Raw genomic sequence first — 21,102 nt, 5'->3', positions numbered from 1 at the left:
GAGCGGCTGAAAAGGGATCAGGTGTCGAGGACGGCCTGAACGATCAGAGCGGGCTTGTAGAGGAGAAATCCCAGCACGGCGGGCAGGATCTCGAGGACGGGGAGCCTGGCGGCCGCGACCACCAGCACCACCGGCACCAGCAGCTGGGCCTTGCCCACCCCCTTGGTTTCGACGCCGAAGCGGGTCACGCTGCGGGCCAGGAGGCGGAGGTACAGGAGCCCCGCCAGGGCTCCCACCAGCAGACTGAAAGCGGTGGGAAGGTCGAACCACAGGGCCGTGAGGGGCACCGCCAGGGCGGTGACACAGACCGTGGAAAGAAGCATCCGGCGCTGCAGCCGCAGGTAACCGTCCATGCCGTTGTTCACCGTCGCCGGAGCGGCGGCGAGTTCAGGCTGGGGGGGAGGCTCGATGGTCGGATGGACTGCGACCTCTTCGGTCGACGTCTCCATGGGGGGGACGGCATCCGGGGAGGGGGTCAGGGCAGCCTGCAACCGACGAGGCTCCGTCTTGGCGTGCGGACTTTATCACTCGGCCCGTTCAGGCTCTAAGCAACAGAAGTACCCGCTCCTCCAGGAGCCGCCGCGCCGCCGCCAGCCGCTCGGCGGGGCCCTGGGCCAGGGGAAGCGCCCCGATCGGCGTGCCGGCAGGAGCCGCCTCCAGGGCCTCCATCAGGGCCCGCTCCTCCTCCGAGATGGTCAGGGGACGCAGGTCGGGACCCAGCAGTGCCGTGGAGGGCCAGCCCCACAGGCAGCGGTTGCACTCGCCCCCGGCCGCCAGCAGGGCCGCGTCGCTCCACTCCTGCGTCGCCGTGCCGCTCCAGGCGTCGGGCGCCCCGTCGCCGTCCTGGCGCCGCAGGAAGAACTCGAAGTGGCTGATGTCGGGATCGAGGCTCTCCACCAGGGCCCACTGCTGCCGGGGCGACAGCGCCCGGGCCCGCTCCAGCAGTTCCCCCTGCAGCAGCCGGGCCGGATCCCAGACCTCGGGATTGGAGAAGCCGGCGAAGCGGATGCCGGGCTGGTCGACGAAGCGGAACAGGCGCTCCAGGTCGTAGCTGGTCTCCTGGGGGTGGAGGTACATATCCGCGAAATTGGCATCGGCGGCGGTGTCGAGGGCCCAGCGCTGCTCGTGGTGCCGCCGCAGGCGGTTGGTCTCGGGCAGGGTGGCGAACAGCTCCCGGCCCAGCCGCAGACCCGCCGGTCCGGTGCCCACCCCCATCAGAGCCAGGGCCCGCTGGGTGCGGTGGATCTCCCAGCGGCCGCCGTCGGCATAGAGAAAGAGGTGCAGCAGGCCCCCCGGCCGCAGCAGGGGCACCAGGGCCCGCAGTCCCTCCTCGGGCCGGTCGAGGTGGTGCAGCACTCCCACCGAGTTGATGTAGTCGAAGGGGCCTTCCCCCGCCAGGTCGAGCAGGCTGCGCTGCTCGATGCGCAGCTCCGCCACCCGGGCGGCGGCCCCGGAGCGGGCGGTGCGCTCCCGGGCCACCGCCAGGGCACCGGCGCTGATGTCCACCGCCAGCACGCTGGCGCCGGGGTTGAGATGGCAGAGGTAGTCGGTGCTCACCCCGGTGCCGCAGCCGGCGTCGAGGATCCGCCAGGGCCGCGGCGGCGGCGGCAGGGCCCCGTCCACGGCCGCCACCACGCTGTCCACGCACCAGCGCCAGTTGTATCCAGGGGGCGGGCCGTCCTGGAGGGGGTCCCCCGGGTAGGGGAAGCGGTCGTAGAAGGCGCTGACCACCGGCGTGGCGGCATCCAGCGGGGCCTCCGGGGGGTGATCCATCAATGCCTTGGTGCGGGTTCCGGCAGCATTCCACGGCGCCGGCCGCCGTTCAGCGTGAGCGCATCAGAAGGCTGCAAACATTTGTTCATCCCGCCCCGGAGGGCCAGGGGGCCAGCCGTAACGTGACCCAGCCCGGCTCGCTCTCGTTCATGACCGTGACCGCCAGCAGCGGCAGCACCAGGGTCGCCCCCCAGCGCTACGACACCCTGCCGCTCTCCAGCGTCCGGAAGGCGGAGCAGCAGGACCGTTTCCCCGACGGCGGCGAACTGGACGCCCTGACCACCTTCTTCCGCAGCGGCCAGATCCGCGTCGAAGCCGCCCGACGGATCTCCGCCAACGCCGACGCGATCGTGGCCAAGGCCGCCAACCGGATCTTCACCGGCGGCACGCCCCTCTCCTATCTCGACGCCCCCCTCAGCACGCCGAGCGTGGGCGCCGCCGACGGGGTCGCCCTCGCCGCCGACCAGGCCGCGTTCCAGCGCTCGGTTCGCACCTTCGCCCAGGGATCGGGGGGCAGTGGTCTGCTCGGCCGCATCCTCGAGGGTGTCCAGGCCGACGCCGACGTGCGGGTCGTGCTGCCCAGCGGCTTCAACCCCATCTCGGTGGCGATCTACGGCAACGCCCGCATGCGCAAGTCGCTGCGGGACCTGGCCTGGTTCCTCCGCTACGTGGGCTATGCCGTGATCGCCGGTGATCCCAGCATCCTGGCGGTGAACACCCGCGGACTCCGCGACGTGCTTGAGAAGGCCTGCTCCCTGGCGGCCACCAACGTGGCCCTGCAGGAGATGCGTGCCGCCGCCGCCGGACTGTTCAAAGGGGAGCCGGACTCCCGCCAGCTGGTGATCGACTGCTTCAACGTGCTCCTCAAGGAGCTCGAGATCCCCACCCCCTCCACCCGAGCGCGCCTGGGCAGCCCCGTCAACCAGGGCCTGCAGCTGCCGGCGATCTATGCCCTTGCCGCCGAAGGTTCCCAGCGCTTCGTGATGAAGCCGGGCCTCTCCGGAGCCGAGAAGGCCGAGATCATCCGTGCCGCCTACCGCCAGGTGTTCGAGCGGGACATCGTCAAGGGCTACTCCCAGGTGGTGTGCCCGGTGGAGGCCACCCAGGTGCGCCAGGGCCAGCTCTCGATGCGGGAGTTCATCCGCGCCCTCGGCCGCAGCAAGGTCTACCGGCGCCAGTTCTACGGCCGCTTCTCCAACAGCCGGGTGGTGGAGCTCGCCTTCCGCCACTTCCTGGGCCGCGGCGTGAGCTCGATCGAGGAGTTCCGCCAGTACTTCGCCATCGTCAGCGCCAAGGGCCTGGGCGGCCTCGTCGATGCGCTGGTCAACAGCATGGAGTACGCCCGGGTCTTCGGTGAGGAAACGGTCCCCTACCTCCGCGACATCGGCGAGGAGGCCCAGGAGAGCGCCGGCTGGGGATCCAACCGCAACCTCTTCCGCTTCAGTGCGCCGTTCGAGGGGGCGCCCCAGTACATCACCCTCTACGCCTCCTACCGCCAGCCCCTCGCCGACCAGCACCCCTACGGCGGCGGCAACGATCCCCTGGCCCTCACCTACGGGGCGATCTTCCCGTCCAGCACGGCGTCGGTGGCCACCCGCCCGGCCCCCTTCAGCTACGACACCCGCCGGATCCTGATCGGCAACGGCATGGCCCAGCCCGGGCCCATGGACAGCGCCCAGTTCCGCAAGGCCACCCCGCGCCGAGTGGGGCCGAAGGTGGTGCGCCTGAGCCAGATCGCCACCGGCGGCAGCTCCACCCCCCGCCGGGGCGGCCAGCCCAGCATCCGCGGCACCGAATCCAGCACCCAGGCCGTCATCAATGCGGTCTACGTGCAGGTTCTCGGCACCGCCGGCTACGCCGGCGAGCGCAACAAGGTCGAGGAGATCAAGCTCGAGAACGGCGACATCAGCCTGCGGGAGTTCGTCCGCCAGGTGGCCCGCTCCAACGCCTTCCGCCGTCGTTACTGGAGCGGCCTCTACATCACCAAAGCCATCGAGGTGATGCACCGCCGCATCCTCGGCCGTCCCACCTTCGGTCGCTGGGAGATCAACGCCTACTTCGACACCGCCGCCCGCAAGGGCTTCTACGGCGTCGTCGACGCCATGATCGAAGGCCGCGAATACAACGACTGCTTCGGCGAGGACACCGTCCCCTACGAGCGCTTCATCACCCCGGCCGATCGCAACGCCCGCCGCGTCCCTGGTCTGGTGCGCACCCTCGAAACGGTTGCCGACATCACCCCCCTGCAACGGCCGACCGTGCCGGTGTCCCAGGAGATCCGCACCGTCGGCGATCTGGTCCCCCGCAACCTGACGGCCAGGCCCAAGGTGCGCGGCCAGTGGAAGGCGGATGTGGCCGGCGGCCAGAGTGCGTCGACCTCCATGGGCGTACCCAGCGGTCCCGGAACCCTCCGGGAGCCCCCTGCCCCCACCCGCAGCTGGAGCCAGTCCCCCTGGCAGCCCGGCGGAGGCGCCGCCCCCGTCTGGCGCAGCGGCGTCTCCACCGCCGGCAGCGTCAATGGCTACGCGGCCCCCGCCAGCATCGGCCTTGCCAGTGGCTGGAAGGCCCTGGTGGGCACCAACCTCCTGAGCGGTGTCGCCACCGCCCCCGACGGCGCCATGGCCAAGGCCCTCCGACCGGGCGCTCCCCAGGGATTCGGTCGCCGTCAGAGCCTCTCCAGGCCCGTGCAGCTGCTCCGCGATCCCAGCGAGACCCAGGTGCAGGAAGTGGTGCAGGCGGTCTACCGCCAGCTCCTCAACCGCGTGCCCTTCGCGGCCGAGCGCCAGATGGATCCCGAGTCCCAGCTGCGTGACGGCCAGCTCTCGGTGGCCGAGTTCGTGGCCCAGATCGCCGGCAGCGATCTCTTCCAGCAGCGGCTCCAGCGGATGGCCCCCCTGCGGGCCGCCTCCGCCGCCTACCTGGCCCTGCTCGGACGGGCCGCCATGCCGGGTGAGGTCAGCCGGTTCCTCGCCACCCGCGCCACCGCCGGCCAGCAGGCCGCCGTCGCCGAACTGCTCAGCGCCCGGGAGTACGCCACCGCCTTCGGCCAGGACACAGTCCCGTACCTGCGCGGCCTCGGCACCGAGGACGGTGTGCCCCTGACGACCGTGAACCGCACCGCCGCCCTCTACGGCGGCAACGCCGGGCTCACCCCCTCGCTGCGGGGCGCGATCTGATCCGCCCCCGAGCCATCCCGGGTCGCCCCTGAAGGAGTCCCTGCGGCTCATCCGATGATCCCCCGGGTCAGTCCCGGGGGGTTTCTTTTGCTCCGTCTCTACAACGAGACGGAGAGATTGGGCTGTCGATGCACTTGCGACGTCGTGGACGGCAAGCTCAAAAGATGAACAATTGCTGCGCTTGGACGGTGATAACAACTCCGGCCAAAGCCGTTGCAAGCCAAGGGATCTCGCGGGGCGATCCGCCGTGAAGAACTGTTACCGGCTGCCATGGGAGCGACGGCCCTTGCCACAGAATGATGCGACGGTCGGCCAAGCCGATCACCCTTACCCACCGGATACCGGTCTCCTTCACGGTGACCGCTTGTTTCGAGGCAGAACTGCATGAGCATCGTCTCCAACTCGATCATCAACGCGGACGCCGAAGCCCGCTACCTCAGCCCTGGCGAACTTGACCAGATCAAGTCGTTCGTGGCAGGAGGTCAGCGTCGTCTGCGCGTCGCCCAGGTCCTGGCTGAAAGCCGGGAGCGCATCGTGAAGCAGGCCGGAGGCCAGCTTTTCCAGAAGCGCCCCGATCTCGTTTCCCCCGGCGGCAACGCCTACGGGGAAGAGATGACGGCTTCCTGCCTGCGCGACATGGACTACTACCTCCGCCTGGTCACCTACGGCGTGGTCGCCGGGGATGTGACCCCGATCGAAGAGATCGGCGTCATCGGGGCCCGCGAGATGTATCGCGCCCTCGGCACTCCCCTCGAAGCCATGGCGGAAGCCGTGCGCGAGATGAAGACCGCAGCCACGGGCCTCCTCACCGGCTCCGATGCCGAAGAGGCCGGCTTCTACTTCGACTACGTGGTCGGCGCCCTCTCCTGAGGTTTCACCTCCCTATCGTCCAAAGCCATCAAACCCAGGATCCATGCAAGACGCCATCACCAACGTCATCAACCAGGCCGACGTCCAGGGGCTCTATCTCGACGGAGGCTCCATGGGCCGCCTCGAGCAGTACTTCGCCAGCGGTGAGCTGCGGGTGCGTGCCGCCGCCACCATCAGCGCCAACGCTTCGGCCATCATCAAAGAAGCCGTCGCCAAGGCCCTGCTGTACTCGGACATCACCCGTCCGGGCGGCAACATGTACACCACCCGTCGTTACGCGGCCTGCATCCGCGACCTCGACTACTACCTGCGCTATGCCACCTACGCCATGCTGGCCGGTGACACGTCGATCCTCGACGAGCGTGTGCTGAACGGCCTCAAGGAGACCTACAACTCCCTGGGTGTGCCCATCGGCGCCACGGTGCAGTCGATCCAGGCCATGAAAGAAGCCACCGCCTCCCTCGTCGGCCCCGATGCCGGTCGTGAGATGGGCGTCTACTTCGACTACATCAGCTCCGGCCTGGGCAACTGATCCCCAGCAACGCCCTCAACACGGCACGTTTTCCGAGGATCAACCCATGCGCCTGTTCAAGATCACGGCCTGCATCCCCTGCCCCGAGAAGGTGCGCAGTCAGAGGGAGCTGCAGAACACCTACTTCACCAAGTGGGTGCCCTATCACAGCTGGTTCGCCGAGCAGCAGCGGATCATGAAGCAGGGCGGCAGGATCCTGAAGGTGGAACTGGCCACCGGCCGTCGTCAGCAGAATTGCGGCAACTGAGGACGCCACGGCGTTCCCACCCACTCGCCCGGCCCATGGCCGGGCTTTTTTGTTGCCCTCGAGCGAAGCCAGCGGCGCAGGCGGCGAATTGTTCACCGCGGCTCGACAAACCCACCCCGGTCACGGCTGAATGGGCCATTCCCGGAACCCTCCCGCGGCCTTGTCCACCCCAGCACCCCGCCTGCTCCACGGCCGTCCCGGCGCCGGCTTCCTGCCGCTGCCCTGGCAGCAGTGGCCCGCGGAAGCCCGCCTTCTGCTCGGCCTTGTGGCCCTCTGGAGCCTGGTGGGCCTGCTGGTGCTCACGTCCGCCAGCTGGTGGGTGGCCGAGCGGGAGATGGGGGACGGGGCCTATTACGTCAAGCGCCAGGCCATCTGGCTGGTGGCCAGCTGGGGGCTCCTCTGGCTGGGCATGCGCACCTCCATGCGCCGCTGGCTGCACCTGGCCGCGCCGGCCCTTCTGGTCGGGGCCCTGATGGTGGCCGCCACCCTGGTGGTGGGCACCACCGTCAACGGGGCCAGCCGCTGGCTGGTGCTCGGCCCGGTGCAGCTGCAGCCCTCGGAACTGATCAAGCCCTTCATCGTGCTGCAGGGGGCCGTGATCTTCTCCCACTGGCGCCGCATCGCCCTCGACCAGAAACTGCTCTGGCTCGGCATCTTCGGGGTGGTGATCCTGCTGATCCTCAAGCAGCCCAACCTCAGCACCGCCGCCCTGCTGGGCCTGCTGCTGTGGCTGATGGCCCTGGCCGGCGGCCTGCCCCTGACGCTGCTGCTGGGGGCCGCGGGCGGCGGGATCGTGCTGGGCAGCATCAGCATCATGATCAACCCCTACCAGCTCGACCGGGTCACCTCCTTCCTCAACCCCTGGCGCGTCGCCCAGGGGGACGGCTACCAGCTGGTGCAGAGCCTGCTGGCCATCGGTTCGGGGGGCGTGCTCGGCTCGGGCTTCGGGCTCTCCACCCAGAAGCTCCAGTACCTGCCGATCCAGACCACCGACTTCATCTTCGCGGTCTTCGCCGAGGAGTTCGGCTACGTCGGCTCGGTGATGCTGCTGATGTTCCTGATGATCTTCGGGTTCGTGGGCCTGCGGGTGGCCATGGCCTGCCGGAGCAATCAGCACCGCCTGGTGGCCATCGGCTGCACCACCCTTCTGGTGGGCCAGTCGATCCTCAACATCGCCGTGGCCAGCGGCTCGATGCCCACCACCGGCCTTCCCCTGCCGATGATCAGCTACGGCGGCAACTCCCTGCTCAGCAGCCTGTTCCTGGCGGGCCTGCTGCTGCGCTGCTCCCTGGAGTCCTCCGGACTCGAGCCGGTCCGGCCCCGCCGGCGGGCCCCCCGGCCTGCCCCGATAGGCTGAGCCCTGCTGAAAATCTGGATCGGCCATGTTCAGCCCCGGGCTGCCGTTCGCCGACTGGGCCCGCAGCAGCGAACTGCTGCTCCAGGGTTCCCTGGCCCACCCCGGCCCCCTGACCCTGGCGGTGGTGTTCAGCGGCGGCCTGCTCACCAGCCTCGGCCCCTGCTCCCTCTCGCTGCTGCCCGTCACCCTGGCCTACCTGGCCGGCTTCGGCACTGAGGACCAGGGGCGTCCCCCCTGGCAGCGCAGCGCCAGCTTCGCGGCCGGCATCGTGGCGGCCCTGGTGCTGCTCGGCCTGGCCAGTGGCCTGATGGGCCGCCTCTACGGCCGCATCCCCGGCCAGCTGCCGCTGCTGGTGGCCGTCGTGGCCGTGGTCATGGGCCTCAACCTGCTGGGCCTGCTGCGGTTGCCGTTGCCGGCCGGGCCCGACCCCGAGCGCTGGCGGCGGCGGGTGCCGGCTCCTCTGGCCCCGCTGGCGGCCGGCCTGGCCTTCGGCCTGGCCGCCACCCCCTGCACCACCCCGGTGCTGGCCGTGCTGCTGGCCTGGATGGCCCAGGCCGGCAAGCCACTGGTGGGCATGGCGCTGCTCACCAGCTTCGGTGCCGGCCAGGTGATGCCCCTGCTGCTGGCCGGCACGGTGGCCGCCTCCCTGCCCGGACTGCTCCAGCTGCGCCGCCTGGGCCAGTGGGTGCCGCCGATCAGCGGCGTGGTGCTGCTCGCCAGCGGCGGCCTCACCCTGCTGTCGGTGCTGCCATGAGCGGCACGGCAGCCTCACCCTGGCGCCCCCTGCAGCGCCTGGCCGCCTGGATCTCCGACCTGCGCCTGGCGATCGGCCTGCTGTTGGTCATCGCCATCGCCAGCGGCATCGGCACGGCCATTCCCCAGAAGGAGGAGGCCGCCTTCTACCACCAGCTCTACGACCCCACCCCCTGGCTGGGGCTGCTGCACGGGGATGGGGTGCTGCAGCTGCAGCTGGATCACGTCTATTCCAGTGGCTGGTTCCTGGCCCTGCTCGCCTGGCTGGGCCTGTCGCTGATCCTGTGCAGCTGGCGCCGCCAGTGGCCCGCCCTGCAGGCCTCCCTGCGCTGGATCGACTACCGCAGCCCCCGCCAGCTCAGCAAGCTGAGCGTGGCCGAAACCCTCGTCACCGCCGAGCCCGTCGCCGGCCTCGGGCGGCTGGAGGCCGAACTGCGCGGTTCGGGCTGGCAGATCCATCGCCAGGACGACCGCCTGGCGGCCCGCCGGGGGGTGCTCGGACGGGTGGGTCCCCTGCTGGTCCATGCCGGCATGGTGGTGCTGATGGTGGGGGCGGCCTGGGGCGCCCTGGGGGGCCAGCGGCTGGAGCGCTTCCTGGCCCCGGGTCGGGAGCTGGAGCTGCTCGACAGCCGCGGCAGCACCCAGGTGACCCTGGCCCTCGACGACTTCCGCATCCAGCGTGATCCCGCCGGCCGGCCGGAGCAGTTCTCCTCCAACCTGCGGCTGATCACCCCCGGCGATGCGGCCACCACCACCGAAGCCGCCATCAGCGTCAACCACCCCCTGCGCTACCGGGGCATGACGCTTTATCAGGCCGACTGGTCCCTGGCGACGATCAGCCTGCAGCTGGGCCGCAGTCCGGTGCTGGAGCTGCCGCTGCAGACCTTCCCCCAGCTGGGCGACCAGCTCTGGGGGCTGGTGCTGCCCACCCGCCCCGATGGCACCGAGCCGGTGCTGCTGAGCCTCACCAGCGAACAGGGGCCGGTGCAGGTGTTCGGCCCCGATGGCGTGGCCCTGGCCCAGCTGGTGCCCGGCGGCGAGGCCCAGGAGGTGAAGGGTCTGCCGATCCGGGTGGCGAGCGTGCTGCCCGCCAGCGGCATCCTGTTCAAACGGGATCCCGGCGTTCCCCTGGTGTACACCGGCTTCGCCATCGCCCTGGCGGGCGGTGCCCTGAGCCTGGTGGCCACCCGGCAGCTCTGGGCCATCGCCGATGGGCCCGGCGGCCGGCTGCACGTGGCGGGCCTCTGCAACCGCAACCTCACGGCCTTCGCCGCCGAGCTGCCGGCGCTGCTGCAGCGGCTGGAACCCCAGCCCTGACTCAGCAGGGCCGGCGCTCGCCGTGGCTGACCCGCACCACGGTGTGGACGTTGCCGCGGGGGTTGAAATCGGCCTCCAGCTGCATCCAGAGGGGATCGCAGGCGGCCACCAGGTCATCGAGGATCCGGTTGGCCGCCTCCTCGTGGGAGATGGAGCGATGGCGGTAGCTGTTGACGTAGAGCTTGAGGGCCTTGAGTTCCAGCACCCGGGGGCCGGGCTGATACAGCAGCCGCAGGACGGCGAAATCGGGATAGCCGGAGAAGGGGCAGGTGCAGGTGAACTCCGGCAGTTCGATGGACACCTCGTAGGCGCGACCCTCGCGGGGATTGGCGAAGCAGATCAGCTGGGCCTCGGCGATGGCCCGCTCCCCGTACAGGGGGGTCACGGTCTGGGGCTGGTCGGCGACACCGGAAGCCATGGTCAGCAGGACTGGGAGACGGTTTTTGACCGTACAGGAGCTGGCCCATGGCGCGGAGCCCACGTCAAGGGCCCCGGCCGCCCGTCAGCGCCCCGGAGCTCGCGTAGCAACCGTTACGACGACCCCGGCAAGGCTCGGCGGTAATGGAGCCGTCCCCTCCTCAGGCGGGGACTCTGAGAGACTCCAACCGTCGCCTTCCTGACCGCAGCACAGCCATGAAGAAAATCGAGGCCATCATCCGCCCCTTCAAGCTCGAGGACGTGAAGATCGCCCTTGTCAATGCGGGCATCGTCGGCATGACCGTGAGCGAGGTGCGCGGATTCGGCCGGCAGAAGGGGCAGGTGGAGCGCTATCGCGGATCCGAATTCACGGTGGAATTCCTGCAGAAACTCAAGCTCGAGATCGTCGTCGACGACGACCGGGTGGCCACTGTGGTCCAGGCGGTGCAGGACGCGGCCCGCACCGGCGAGATCGGTGACGGCAAGATCTTCATCAGCACCGTGGATTCGGTGATCCGGATCCGCACCGGCGACCTCGACAGCGGCGCCATCTGAGCCCCCGCCCCTGCCTCCCTGACCCTGGCCGTGGGCCCCTCAGGCCCCGGCCAGGGTGTCCTTCACCAGGGCTGCGATCCTTTCGGGCCAGTCCATGCCATCGGAGGCGAGCTCGGCGCCCTCCCCGGGGGGCACCAGCCAGAGCAGGTATTCGTGGTTGCCGGCGGGCCCGGTCAGGGGTGAAGCCACCAGCCCTGCCGGGTGCCAGTCCAGTTCCCTTGCCGCCGTGATCACGGTGGCGATGGCATCGGCGTGGGCCGCCGGATCCCGCACCACTCCCCCCTTGCCCACCCGCTGGCGGCCCACCTCGAACTGGGGCTTGACCAGCAGCAGCGCCTCACCCGCCCCCGTCAGCAGGGCCCGCAGGGCCGGCAGCACCCGGGTGAGGGAAATGAACGACACATCGGCCACGGCCAGGTCGGGCCAGGCATCGCCGTCGCCATAGAGCAGCTCCGGGGTGAGGTGGCGCAGGTTGGTGCGCTCCCGCAGCACCACCCGTTCATCCGTGCGCAGGCTCCAGGCCGTCTGGCCGTAGCCCACATCGATCCCGTACACCCGCACGGCCCCGTGCTGCAGCAGGCAATCGGTGAAGCCGCCGGTGGAGATGCCGCCGTCGAGGCACACCCGGCCCTCCACCCGGATCGGCAGGGCCGAAAGGGCCCCCTCCAGCTTCTCGCCCCCCCGGGAGACGTACCGGGGGGGCTGCTCCACCTCCAGCGGCAGGGAGTCGGCCACCTCGGTGCCGGGCTTGTCGAGCACCTCGCCACCCCCGCGCACCCGGCCGGCGCGGATCAGCTGCTGGGCCTGCTGGCGGCTGGCCACCAGGCCCAGATCCACCAGCCGGCGATCGAGCCGCTGCTTACGGGCCATGCTGCTTTTCGGCCATGGGTCCTGCCGCTCCACCGGCATGTTGTCACCGAACAGCGACCCAAACCGAACAAAAACCGATGGGCAGACGGTTCGGCGCGGAACAGTCGCAGGATGGCTCCAGTCTTTTCCCGGTTCCCTCCCATGGCTGCCCCCGGATCCATGGCTGCCAACAGATCCAACGTGGTGGAGCTGCTCCACCCGGGAAGCTTCGTGCGGTTGCGGGACCATCCGGAGGATCTGCCCCCCTTCCAGCTGATCCGGCGCCGCGGCACCCGTTGCTGGGTGCGACAGCAGGCCTGGGGGTCGATGGTGCACCTGGAGCTGCCCTACCGCCGCCTCACCGCCGCCGCCTGAGCCGGTAAGGGCGGCTCGATAGGTTGGTGGATCGTTCGCCACCGCCCGGCCCTTGATCGAGCGTTACACCCTGCCCGAAATGGGCCGCCTCTGGAGCGAGGAAGCGAAGTTCCAGAGCTGGCTTGAGGTGGAGATCGCCGCCACCGCCGCCAACGTGGAGCTGGGCCGGGTGCCCGCCGAGGCGCTGGCCACGATCCGCGAGAAGGCGGCCTTCGAGGTGCCGCGGATCCTGGAGATCGAGGCGGAAGTGCGCCACGACGTCATCGCCTTCCTCACCAACGTCAACGAGCACGTCGGTGATGCGGGCCGCTACATCCACGTGGGCATGACCAGCTCCGACGTGCTGGACACCGGCCTGGCCCTGCAGCTGAAGGCCTCGGTGGCCCTGCTGCGCACCGAGCTCGATGGCCTGGCCGACGCCCTGCGCCGGCTGGCCCGGGCCCACAAGGACACGGTGATGATCGGCCGCTCCCACGCCATCCACGGCGAGCCGATCACCTTCGGCTTCAAGGTGGCCGGCTGGCTGGCCGAGACCGAGCGCAACCGGGAGCGGCTGGAGCGGCTGGAGCGGGTGGTGGCCGTGGGCCAGATCAGCGGCGCCATGGGCACCTACGCCAACACCGACCCCGAGGTGGAGGCGATCACCTGCCGGCTGCTGGGCCTGGAGCCCGACACCGCCAGCACCCAGGTGATCGGCCGCGACCGCCATGCCGAGTACGTCCAGACCCTGGCCCTGGTGGGCACCTCCCTGGAGCGCTTCTCCACCGAGATCCGCAACCTGCAGCGCTCCGACGTGCTGGAGGTGGAGGAGAACTTCGCCAAGGGCCAGAAGGGCAGCTCGGCCATGCCCCACAAGCGCAACCCGATCCGCAGCGAACGCATCAGCGGCCTGGCCCGGGTGCTGCGCAGCTACACCGTGGCCGCGCTGGAGAACGTGGCCCTCTGGCACGAGCGCGACATCAGCCACAGCTCGGTGGAGCGGATGATGCTGCCCGACTGCTCGGTCACCCTGCACTTCATGCTGCGGGAGATGACCGCCGTGGTCGAAGGGCTGGGGGTCTACCCCGAGAACATGGCCCGCAACATGAACGTCTACGGCGGCGTCGTGTTCAGCCAGCGGGTGCTGCTGGCCCTGGTGGAGGCGGGGCTGAGCCGGGAGGAGGCCTACCGGATCGTGCAGCGCCACGCCCACGCCGCCTGGAACACCGAGGGCGGCGACTTCCGCGCCAACCTGGCGGGCGATCCGGCGGTGACGGACCACCTGGGCCCCGAGCAGCTGGAGGCCTGCTTCGCCACCGACCTGCACCGGGCGAATCTGGACGTGATCTGGGAGCGGCTGAGGATCTGAGGGGGGCGGGCGGCGAGCAGGTGGGGTATTGGCTGGTGGCTGCCAACAGCCAATACGTCGCCGGTATTGGCCGATCAGCCAATACGTCGCCCTTCAGCTGAGGGCCAGCCGCGTCGCGCCGGTCAGCAGGTACTGAAGCGGTTCCCCTCCCCGGCGTGGCAGCACGTCCGCGGCACCCGAATGCACCAGTTGCTGCAACGTCTGGGACACCGAGGGCTGCTTGATCCCCCAGAGCTTCACCAGGTCGGCCTGGGTCAGCACCGCCTGCAGGTCCCGCTCGCCCCAGGCTTCCAACCGTTGCCAGAGGGTGGTGCCGAGCTGGTCCAGCAATTCCAGTCTGTAGCGACGGCTCAGCACGAGGGTGAGGTCGGCCAGGTCAATCGGCTGGGGGCCCTCACCGTCGCCGGTCAGACCGAGCAGGGCAGAGATGCCGTCCTCCAAGGCCTTGAGCAATCCGCGCAGATCGCCTCGGAACAGCTCATGCAACGCATCGATCACCGCACCCTGCACGGGCGCCTGCACCGGCAGGCTCGGTTCCAGTCGCAGGGATCGGTAGCGCGCCTCCAGCAACTGGTGAACCTCCTGCGGCTCCAGGGGTTCGAGCACCACCGGATCGCTGAACACCGAGCGCACCTGGGTGTGGCTCTGCACCACGATGCGGACGGCATCGGTGGTGCCCACCACGATCAAGTGCAGGCCATCGAGCAACAGGGCCTGGTCGCGGATGCTGCGCAGCAGATCGGCAGCACGGGTGGCATCGGCCTCACTGAGGTTCTCGAGATTGTTGAGGTGCAGCACCACACCGGAGGCGCCCTGCTCCAGCGCGAAGGCCAGCAGATCGCGCAAAACCCTGGGTCCATCAAGCAGCAGGGCCCCAGGGGGCGAGGAGACCGCCTGGGTGCTGGTGCCGCCCGCCCCAAAGCCGGCGGCCGACACCGTGAAGCCACCACCGCGCAGACGGATGGTGCGCACCAACTGCTGCGCAGCCTCCACGGCGGGTCCGCTCGCCTGCGGGCAGGAGGCGAGCACGGCATCAAAGGCGCCGGCGAGCAGTTGGCCGATCAGATCCTCACTGGTCAGATCCGCGGTGATCGGGATGATCTCGGCTGAGGTCCAGTAGCCGGCGGCCAGGGCGTCGGCCTTGGCGGCCTGCACCAGGGTGGTCTTGCCGATACCAGGCCGCCCCGCCACCGCCTGACGGGAACTGCGGGAGCCACCGATGGCGTTGAGCAGCCGCTGCCGCTCGTCCTGGCGCCCCACGAACAGGCTGAGGGGCGTGGCCTCCGAGTCCTGGCGGAGGGTGGCCTGGAAAAAGGGCGAGGAGCGAAGGTTGTAGAGCCTCCAGAGGTTCGGAAGTGCCATGGAGAGGGTATTGGCAGCGTCCGAACGCAAGCCAATACTGGCACCGTATTGGCCATTCCGCCAATAAAGGTCCTTCACCGCCAGCCCCGGCGGCCGCCCCTACCCCGCCGGCGGCCGCCCCCTAAGCCGCCGGCGGCCGCTCCGTCGCCGGATCCAGCTTGCCGTTGCCGCCCGCCAGCAGATCCTCGATCTCACAGACCGGGAAGCGGTTGATGGCCTTGAGGGCCAGCCGTGAGTTGCGGCGCAGCTGCTCGCTGATCGCCTCGCAGTAGGGAATCTGGGCCAGCAGATCGACGGTGCGGCGCAGGATCCGCACCACGTCGCCCTCGTCGAGGGAGGTGTTGGCGATCACGTCGTTCCAGCTGGCGCCCCTGGCCCAGGCGTGGACCAGGCCGGTGAGCTCGGGCTCCCACCACACCGGCACCACCACCGACGCCCGCTCCTGCTGGCGCTGCAGCTCGCGCCGCAGGCTGCGCAGGTCGTGGAGGGCCTCCTCGGAGGCCGGTGGCGGCGGGTAGCCGCACCAGAGGTCGGGCCGGTTCACCTCGGTGGAGATGGCCTCCAGCACTGCGGCCAGCTCGGCCGGATCCAGGGCATCGAGGTGGCCGCTCATCAGGGCCAGCCCCAGCCAGAGCTCGTTGTCGCCCCGCAGGGCCGCCACGGTGCGGCCCACCTCGGTGGGTTCCAGCCCCTCCTCGCCATCGAGGGCGCCGAAGAAGCGCAGGATGTCGATCAGGGACAGGAAGGTGTCCCAGTGGCGGTTGGCGCGGTGGTGCAGCAGCCGCTGCCGCTCGCCGATCTCCTCCTGGAGTTCCTCCATGCGGCGGCGGTGCTTCTTGAGGTGCTTGCGGTCGCCCCAGCGGTGGGCCGGGTGGGCCTCCAGCTCCTGCTCCAGCCGCTGCACCAGCTCACCCTGCTGGCGCACCTCGCCGGCCAGGTCGTAGCGGGGGGTGTGCATGTCGTGGCGGCGGGCCATCGAGGACACCGCCAGGGCCAGCCCGCCGCTGGCGTTGTCGCCATGGCGCAGTTCGTTGGCGTGGTGCAGCTCGGGCGGCTCCAGCTGGTCCACCTGCAAGCAGCTGAGCTCGGCGTGCAGGGTCACCACCGCGTGGCAGGGCAGCAGGATCCAGACGTTCTCGTCTGTGAGGCAGAGCAGCAGCGGGAACTGGCCGGATCCCGGCACCTTGGCCACGATCACCGCCGGCGTGACCCGGCTGCGCAGGGCCGGCGCCTTGACGCTCACCAGGGTGCCCTCGCTGGCGAACTGCAGCGCCAGGGTGAGCTCGTGGGCCAGGGTCTCCTCGGCCTGCTGCTGCAGGATCCTGTGCAGGCGGCGCTCCTCCCGCAGGCGGCCGCGGACCTTCTCGTAGTCCTCGAAATCGTCCCAGGGCACCTCGCCGCCGCTGGATTCGAGCGTGGCCAGCTGGGCCATCAGCTCGGCGATGCGGGCCTCGTCCTCGGCCAGATCCAGGCCCGCCAGGTAGCGGCCGAAGCTGCGCTCCACCAGCTCCCGGGCCTTGGCCAGGTCGTAGCGCTGCAGCAGGTTGAGCACCATGCCGTAGCTGGGGGTGAACTGGCTCACCAGCGGATCGGCCGGGCTGGTGGCCAGCGCCCCGGCCTCCCGCACCCCTTCGAAGCGGCTCTGGACCGTCACGACGTAGCCCTGGGTGTCGAGGCCGCGGCGGCCGGCGCGTCCCGCCATCTGCAGGAATTCGCTGCCCATCAGCGGCCGGTGGCCCCGCTCGGTGCGCTTGGAGAGGGCCGAGATCACCGTGGTGCGGGCGGGCATGTTGATGCCGGCGGCCAGGGTCTCGGTGGCGAACACCACCTTGATCAGCCCCTGCTGGAACAGCTCCTCGATCAGCTCCTTCCAGGCCGGCAGCACGCCGGCGTGGTGGGCGGCGATGCCCCGCAGCAGGGCATCGGCATGGCCGCCGTCGCGCACCGCCTCCGGGGTCACCGCCATGAAGGCGTCGAGCCGCTGGCGGATGCGCGCCTGCTCCTGGGGATCCACCAGGCACACCTTGGCCAGGTCGCGCACGGAGCGGTCGCAGTTGCGGCGGCTGAAGATGAAGTAGATGGCCGGCAGCATCTCGCGCTCCGCCATCTGGGCCACCACGAAGCCGATCGGCGGCGCCTCCGGCTGGGGCGGCCGCGGTTCCTTCGGTCCCTTGCGGCGGGTGGACTTTGGAGGGCGCCAGACCTTGCAGTTGGGGTGCAGGCCGGTGCCCTCGTCGTTGAGCAGGGGGTGCAGACCCTTGGCGCTGCAGAAGCTGAAGGCCAACGGGACGGGGCGGAAGTCGCTGTGGATCAGCCGGGTGGGGCCATGCACCCGCTCGATCCAGTCGGTGAGCTGGCCGGCATTGGCCACCGTGGCCGAGAGGGCCACCAGCTGCACCCGCGAGGGGCAGTGGATGATCGACTCCTCCCAGACCGTGCCCCGCTGGGTGTCGTTCATGTAGTGGCACTCGTCGAGCACCACGGCCTCCACATCGGCCAGGGGGTCGTCGTCGAGGTGGTCGATCTCCGCGTAGAGCATGTTGCGGAAGATCTCGGTGGTCATCACCACCACCTGGGCCTCCCGGTTCAGGCTCAGGTCGCCGGTGAGCAGGCCCACCTTCTCATCGCCGAACTGGTGGCGGAAATCGCGCAGCTTCTGGTTGGAGAGGGCCTTGAGGGGCGTGGTGTAGAAGACCTTCTGGCCATGGGCCAGGGCCCGATGGATGGCGTACTCGCCCACCAGGGTCTTGCCGGAGCCGGTGGGGGCGCTCACCACCACCGAGTGGCCCTGGTTCAGGGCATCGATCGCCTCGAGCTGGAAGCCGTCGAGGGGGAAGGGAAACAGCTGCTCCAGCGACGGCACGCCACCGGTGGTGGTGTCAGCGGAGCCGACGGTGGGGCTGGAGGGCATCGGGAGATCCTATGGCGCGGCCGCCCCGGGGCGCGCGGCTCAGGCGCCGTGGGCGCCGGTGTGCCGGTGCGCAGGAAGAGGTTGGTCACCAGTAAGCCTGCCCGTGGGCTCGTCCGGCGGCCCTGAAGGGGCGATCACGCTGGAAGGCCCAGAGGCGGTGGGCTGGACGGGGAGCGAGTGGGGCAACGGCCCGATCTGGCCGTCAGCCTTCATGCCGGGCGGCGCGCCCGGCCCTGGTCGCCCCCCATGACGTGACCGATTACCCCGAGCGCGGGCTCTGGTTCTGCGACAACGAGATCGACATTGGTGCCGCCTGCTGGCCGTTCGTGCGGCTGGCGCGAGCGCGCTATCAGCCCTGTTCCACCGAGGGGGGGCTCCTGTCCGAGGTGGTGCATGCCGAGGCGATGCAACTGGCCGCCGACCGCTCGCTGGTCGTGCGCGCGGCCGCGTACAGCAGCATTCCGACATCGACCCTCTGAGCAGGCAGGTGAATCAGGTGACGCCGTTGTCGCCACAACCGGTGGTGGAGGTGTGGCTGGAACGGCTGGCTCAGGGCCGCGAGCTGATCGCGGAGCGCCACTTCGCCGAAGCGCTGGACCTTGGGGTCGGGACGGAACACCTCTGCCTGCGCCCGCCGCTCTGGGAGGCTCGGATCGACCTGCCCGAGCCGGACAGAGCAGAACTACGCCTAGTGATCGCGGAGCACGAGGAGCACGCCATCGATACTCCAGCCCCGCGCCAGAGCAAGACAAGCACCAAAACCGGACGCCGGCTTGTGCTTGTGGAGCATGTGCCCATCTTCTGCGCACGCAAGCCCTGTATCGATCAGGCAGAAGGCTGATAAAGATACGGGGCTCCTAAAATGTCAAACGCGCAAGATCAGCGGCGGGAAGAAACACATTGCACCAATAAGACACTTCTGCGCCCGATTGCTGAATCTTTGTGCTCGCAGGCCTAAACACAATCTCTTTGCGAAAAGAAAGGCCATGTGAATACAAATACCAGAGGTGGGCCTAGGGACCCATCAAGAAATTTGGGACAATGCCATTCATGGCACTAATGTCGAAACTTCAATAAGTGACTAGGGTTATTCCAAGCCACTCAATATTATAGTTTTTAGACATAAAAGGAGATGACAGCTAATCATTAAAGCCATGAATTCTAAATCCGTGTACATTGTGAAGAGTCCAGACCTTTCCGTTCTTTTGGGGCTTTCCTGAGACTTGAATCATTTGGCCATCTCGGTGAGCATCACACGCCAGTTGATAGTCTTCTGCGGAGAGAGGGACCCGAATAGACTTGCCAGGAGCCCCTTCAGTGCTCCACTTGACTGTAATTACCCTATCAGCCTGCAGAAGCTCGAAAGCAGGAGTTACAGGCTCTTTAGACTTGAGCTGATATATCATTCCTTCAACAAGCTGATCTTCGCAATCATCCTTCTGCTCAAGCTGTAACGCAGTAGCCTTGGCAAACTCATAAGCTCTACCATCAAATACAAATGGATTAAGACCTGATAGGTCTTCTGCTACAGGAATTTCGGAGCTCCAGGCAAAAAGATATTCAATGCGTCTGCCATCTACGGCCTCATAAGCATCGGACAGTGCTCTACACATATTAGCGTTGAGACCAGTGCTATAAGATTCCAGCAGGATATCAATCGAATCCCCATTAACTGCATCACGCAAATTCCTTATACCCCTGGCAATTCTTTCGAACACTCTCCGCTCAAATGGTTGGCCTGCAGACGCCTCAAGCTCTGGAATAGATGGATTTACGAATACAGGAGATTCAATCGATAGTCCAAAGCTTCCCTTAAAAGTATGCCCAAACCTGCAGTGGTGGGCGAATTCAGAACCTAGCGCTCCTGTCTTTTCAAAAGATGGTCTGGGGTCATGCTCTGTATACGCTGAGGCAGCCAGCAATTGCTTCATCCGCAAAATCCATTCACTTGCAATATCCAGTGGCAGCGAGTCATCATGCCCTACCAGTCTAAACGATCTTGTACGAAGAACATCGGCAATATGCTGAACAAGAAATGCTGTCAGCGAGTTGACAGATATGTTAAGAGACTCTGACAACAAGGCCAGTGCATTAGATATAAGAGACTGAGCATCGACCAGGTCTGCCGTCGCCGGCAAAACTAGTTTGATATACTCCCCATTACGATCCAAGCCCTCAAAGACATTGATGCGTGCATTTGGATGATCCACTCTTTGCCAATCATTATCATCTAGTAAACGATAAAGCTTCTCGAGGCTAATTTGACCGGGGGATTGACTTGTCATGGCAAAAGGCTCCCGCATTCGATGTCATCAAGAAGTTGAATAACAGTGCCAGGGGAAAACGTATTGCTAGCCGGAATTTTCACTCGCTGCGAGGTCTGATTCAAACTAAAGCCAGAGCGTATTTGAAGCCAATATGAGCATTTTTGCAGTTTTAGCCTCCTAGTGTCAACATCGAGCCATCTGCCTTCCTCCCTATCGAGACACATTAGGATTAAAATGAGCGGCATTGCTCGATTGTCTTCGGATCGCTGTGCTAGATCGTTATAGTTATCTACTTCAAGGTCATAGATGACGTGGCCGTCGCGAAGCTCCCAGTCAGTAGACGCTTTTGCTTGGAAGTCAAATCCAAATCCTGCCTCGGTGCGTCTCCCGTTTCTGCTAATAATCCGTTTAACTTGCCCATCTACTCCGTAGTCATATTCGGAACCCCATTTCAATTGCTGTCGGGCACTGCCCACAATAGCTGTAATGTAAGCCCTGCTTAGACTCTCCTTGTAATGTTGAATCGTGAGCATAAAGCGGGAACATGAACTCACATAGTCTTCCGATTGTACAGGCTTCTAGGCCAATGCGCCAAGCCGTTTAGAGGATTCGCTTGGGCAGTAGTGAGCTTCTCATCCGCATGCCCGCAAGGCCATCATGAATTCTGGGCTTTCACTATACTGTTGAGGGGAAAGATGATGATGCTCCCACGTCAGCTCATCGCATTCTTGGAGGGTCGTCATCCCTTTTGATGTACTGAACTGATAAGCGATCTTCCAGGTTCTTCTCTTATGCGCAACTCGCAATGATTTACCACCCTCTTCTCGATAATGCATTTCCGGGCTCAAGGCAGCTTTAGACCTGTATTCTGTGTATGCTTGATTTTTCCGCAGAGCTAAGTTCGATTTACAATTACGCTTGACTTAGTCTATATAGTGCTAAACATAGATCCTTCGAACGCTCCAGATCAGAAGCGGGAAGATACGCACTGGC

General features: G+C 67.3%; 20 protein-coding genes. 12 read left to right on the top strand and 8 right to left on the bottom strand.

Annotation, left to right across the window (positions count from 1 at the left end; translation table 11 throughout):
* Positions 1-17: 17 nt before the first annotated feature.
* Entirely contained in the window at positions 18-449 is a 432-nt protein-coding gene (locus CJZ86_RS08735) for an ATP synthase subunit I (RefSeq protein WP_233133926.1), read from the bottom strand.
* Positions 450-537: 88 nt separating this feature from the next.
* Positions 538-1,773 (bottom strand): class I SAM-dependent methyltransferase, encoded by a 1,236-nt coding sequence (locus tag CJZ86_RS08730; protein ID WP_094585563.1) that lies wholly within the window; start codon positions 1,771-1,773, stop codon positions 538-540.
* 149 nt (positions 1,774-1,922) lie between these two features.
* Here CJZ86_RS08730 and CJZ86_RS08725 point away from each other — a divergent pair, with 149 nt between their 5' ends.
* The 7 genes from CJZ86_RS08725 to CJZ86_RS08695 all read left to right on the top strand — a co-directional run bounded on the left by CJZ86_RS08725 (position 1,923) and on the right by CJZ86_RS08695 (position 10,025).
* Positions 1,923-4,949 carry a phycobilisome rod-core linker polypeptide gene (locus tag CJZ86_RS08725; protein ID WP_094585646.1) on the top strand — a complete coding sequence of 1,009 codons (3,027 nt, stop codon included), beginning with the start codon at positions 1,923-1,925 and terminating at the stop codon, positions 4,947-4,949.
* A 384-nt stretch (positions 4,950-5,333) separates the two neighbouring features.
* The gene (apcA, locus tag CJZ86_RS08720) at positions 5,334-5,819 is read left to right on the top strand and encodes an allophycocyanin subunit alpha (protein ID WP_015110589.1); all 486 of its coding nucleotides are present in this window, start codon (positions 5,334-5,336) and stop codon (positions 5,817-5,819) included.
* 43 nt (positions 5,820-5,862) lie between these two features.
* Positions 5,863-6,351: an allophycocyanin subunit beta gene (gene apcB, locus CJZ86_RS08715; RefSeq protein ID WP_094585562.1), complete on the top strand. Its 489-nt coding sequence runs from the start codon at positions 5,863-5,865 to the stop codon at positions 6,349-6,351.
* Positions 6,352-6,397: 46 nt separating this feature from the next.
* Positions 6,398-6,598 (top strand): rod-capping linker protein CpcD domain-containing protein, encoded by a 201-nt coding sequence (locus CJZ86_RS08710; RefSeq protein ID WP_015110587.1) that lies wholly within the window; start codon positions 6,398-6,400, stop codon positions 6,596-6,598.
* A 130-nt stretch (positions 6,599-6,728) separates the two neighbouring features.
* Positions 6,729-7,955, top strand: a complete 1,227-nt coding sequence (locus CJZ86_RS08705; RefSeq protein WP_094585561.1) for an FtsW/RodA/SpoVE family cell cycle protein — start codon at positions 6,729-6,731, stop codon at positions 7,953-7,955.
* 25 nt (positions 7,956-7,980) lie between these two features.
* Positions 7,981-8,709, top strand: coding sequence for a cytochrome c biogenesis CcdA family protein (locus CJZ86_RS08700; RefSeq protein WP_094585560.1), 729 nt, complete (start codon positions 7,981-7,983; stop codon positions 8,707-8,709).
* Complete coding sequence (locus CJZ86_RS08695) at positions 8,706-10,025, top strand: cytochrome c biogenesis ResB family protein (protein ID WP_094585559.1); 1,320 nt, start codon at positions 8,706-8,708, stop codon at positions 10,023-10,025. Before CJZ86_RS08700 ends, CJZ86_RS08695 begins: the two co-directional genes overlap by 4 nt.
* A gap of 1 nt (position 10,026) precedes the next feature.
* On the opposite strand, the gene queF is transcribed toward CJZ86_RS08695, so the two are convergent.
* Positions 10,027-10,443, bottom strand: a complete 417-nt coding sequence (queF, locus tag CJZ86_RS08690; protein ID WP_094585558.1) for a preQ(1) synthase — start codon at positions 10,441-10,443, stop codon at positions 10,027-10,029.
* Between the two features lie 215 nt (positions 10,444-10,658).
* Here queF and CJZ86_RS08685 point away from each other — a divergent pair, with 215 nt between their 5' ends.
* Complete coding sequence (locus CJZ86_RS08685; protein WP_015110582.1) at positions 10,659-10,997, top strand: P-II family nitrogen regulator; 339 nt, start codon at positions 10,659-10,661, stop codon at positions 10,995-10,997.
* A 39-nt stretch (positions 10,998-11,036) separates the two neighbouring features.
* Here CJZ86_RS08685 and CJZ86_RS08680 read toward each other — a convergent pair whose 3' ends face one another.
* Positions 11,037-11,867 carry a TlyA family RNA methyltransferase gene (locus tag CJZ86_RS08680; protein ID WP_094585645.1) on the bottom strand — a complete coding sequence of 277 codons (831 nt, stop codon included), beginning with the start codon at positions 11,865-11,867 and terminating at the stop codon, positions 11,037-11,039.
* 159 nt (positions 11,868-12,026) lie between these two features.
* Between CJZ86_RS08680 and CJZ86_RS08675 the strand changes: the two genes are divergently transcribed.
* Both CJZ86_RS08675 and purB read left to right on the top strand, forming a co-directional pair.
* Positions 12,027-12,221: a hypothetical protein gene (locus tag CJZ86_RS08675; RefSeq protein ID WP_233133925.1), complete on the top strand. Its 195-nt coding sequence runs from the start codon at positions 12,027-12,029 to the stop codon at positions 12,219-12,221.
* 52 nt (positions 12,222-12,273) lie between these two features.
* Positions 12,274-13,569: an adenylosuccinate lyase gene (gene purB, locus CJZ86_RS08670; RefSeq protein WP_094585556.1), complete on the top strand. Its 1,296-nt coding sequence runs from the start codon at positions 12,274-12,276 to the stop codon at positions 13,567-13,569.
* Positions 13,570-13,662: 93 nt separating this feature from the next.
* On the opposite strand, the gene CJZ86_RS08665 is transcribed toward purB, so the two are convergent.
* Positions 13,663-14,931 carry an ATP-binding protein gene (locus CJZ86_RS08665; RefSeq protein ID WP_094585555.1) on the bottom strand — a complete coding sequence of 423 codons (1,269 nt, stop codon included), beginning with the start codon at positions 14,929-14,931 and terminating at the stop codon, positions 13,663-13,665.
* A gap of 121 nt (positions 14,932-15,052) precedes the next feature.
* Positions 15,053-17,842: a DEAD/DEAH box helicase gene (locus tag CJZ86_RS08660; RefSeq protein WP_233133924.1), complete on the bottom strand. Its 2,790-nt coding sequence runs from the start codon at positions 17,840-17,842 to the stop codon at positions 15,053-15,055.
* 251 nt (positions 17,843-18,093) lie between these two features.
* Between CJZ86_RS08660 and CJZ86_RS08655 the strand changes: the two genes are divergently transcribed.
* Together CJZ86_RS08655 and CJZ86_RS08650 are read left to right on the top strand one after the other, a co-directional pair.
* The gene (locus CJZ86_RS08655; RefSeq protein WP_094585554.1) at positions 18,094-18,321 is read left to right on the top strand and encodes a hypothetical protein; all 228 of its coding nucleotides are present in this window, start codon (positions 18,094-18,096) and stop codon (positions 18,319-18,321) included.
* 8 nt (positions 18,322-18,329) lie between these two features.
* Positions 18,330-18,683, top strand: coding sequence for a hypothetical protein (locus CJZ86_RS08650; RefSeq protein ID WP_143594109.1), 354 nt, complete (start codon positions 18,330-18,332; stop codon positions 18,681-18,683).
* Positions 18,684-18,981: 298 nt separating this feature from the next.
* Here CJZ86_RS08650 and CJZ86_RS16730 read toward each other — a convergent pair whose 3' ends face one another.
* Both CJZ86_RS16730 and CJZ86_RS17620 read right to left on the bottom strand, forming a co-directional pair.
* Positions 18,982-20,127: a hypothetical protein gene (locus tag CJZ86_RS16730; protein ID WP_233133923.1), complete on the bottom strand. Its 1,146-nt coding sequence runs from the start codon at positions 20,125-20,127 to the stop codon at positions 18,982-18,984.
* A complete protein-coding gene (locus CJZ86_RS17620) occupies positions 20,124-20,642 on the bottom strand; it encodes a DUF4365 domain-containing protein (RefSeq protein WP_094585551.1) in 519 nt (172 codons plus the stop codon). Before CJZ86_RS17620 ends, CJZ86_RS16730 begins: the two co-directional genes overlap by 4 nt.
* Positions 20,643-21,102 lie beyond the last annotated feature (460 nt).

Source organism: Synechococcus sp. BO 8801 (genome assembly GCF_002252675.1).
In the GTDB taxonomy this organism is placed as follows: domain Bacteria; phylum Cyanobacteriota; class Cyanobacteriia; order PCC-6307; family Cyanobiaceae; genus Cyanobium.
The sequence above is the reverse complement of the archived record's forward strand: the minus strand, read 5'-3'. Positions and strand labels throughout refer to the sequence as shown.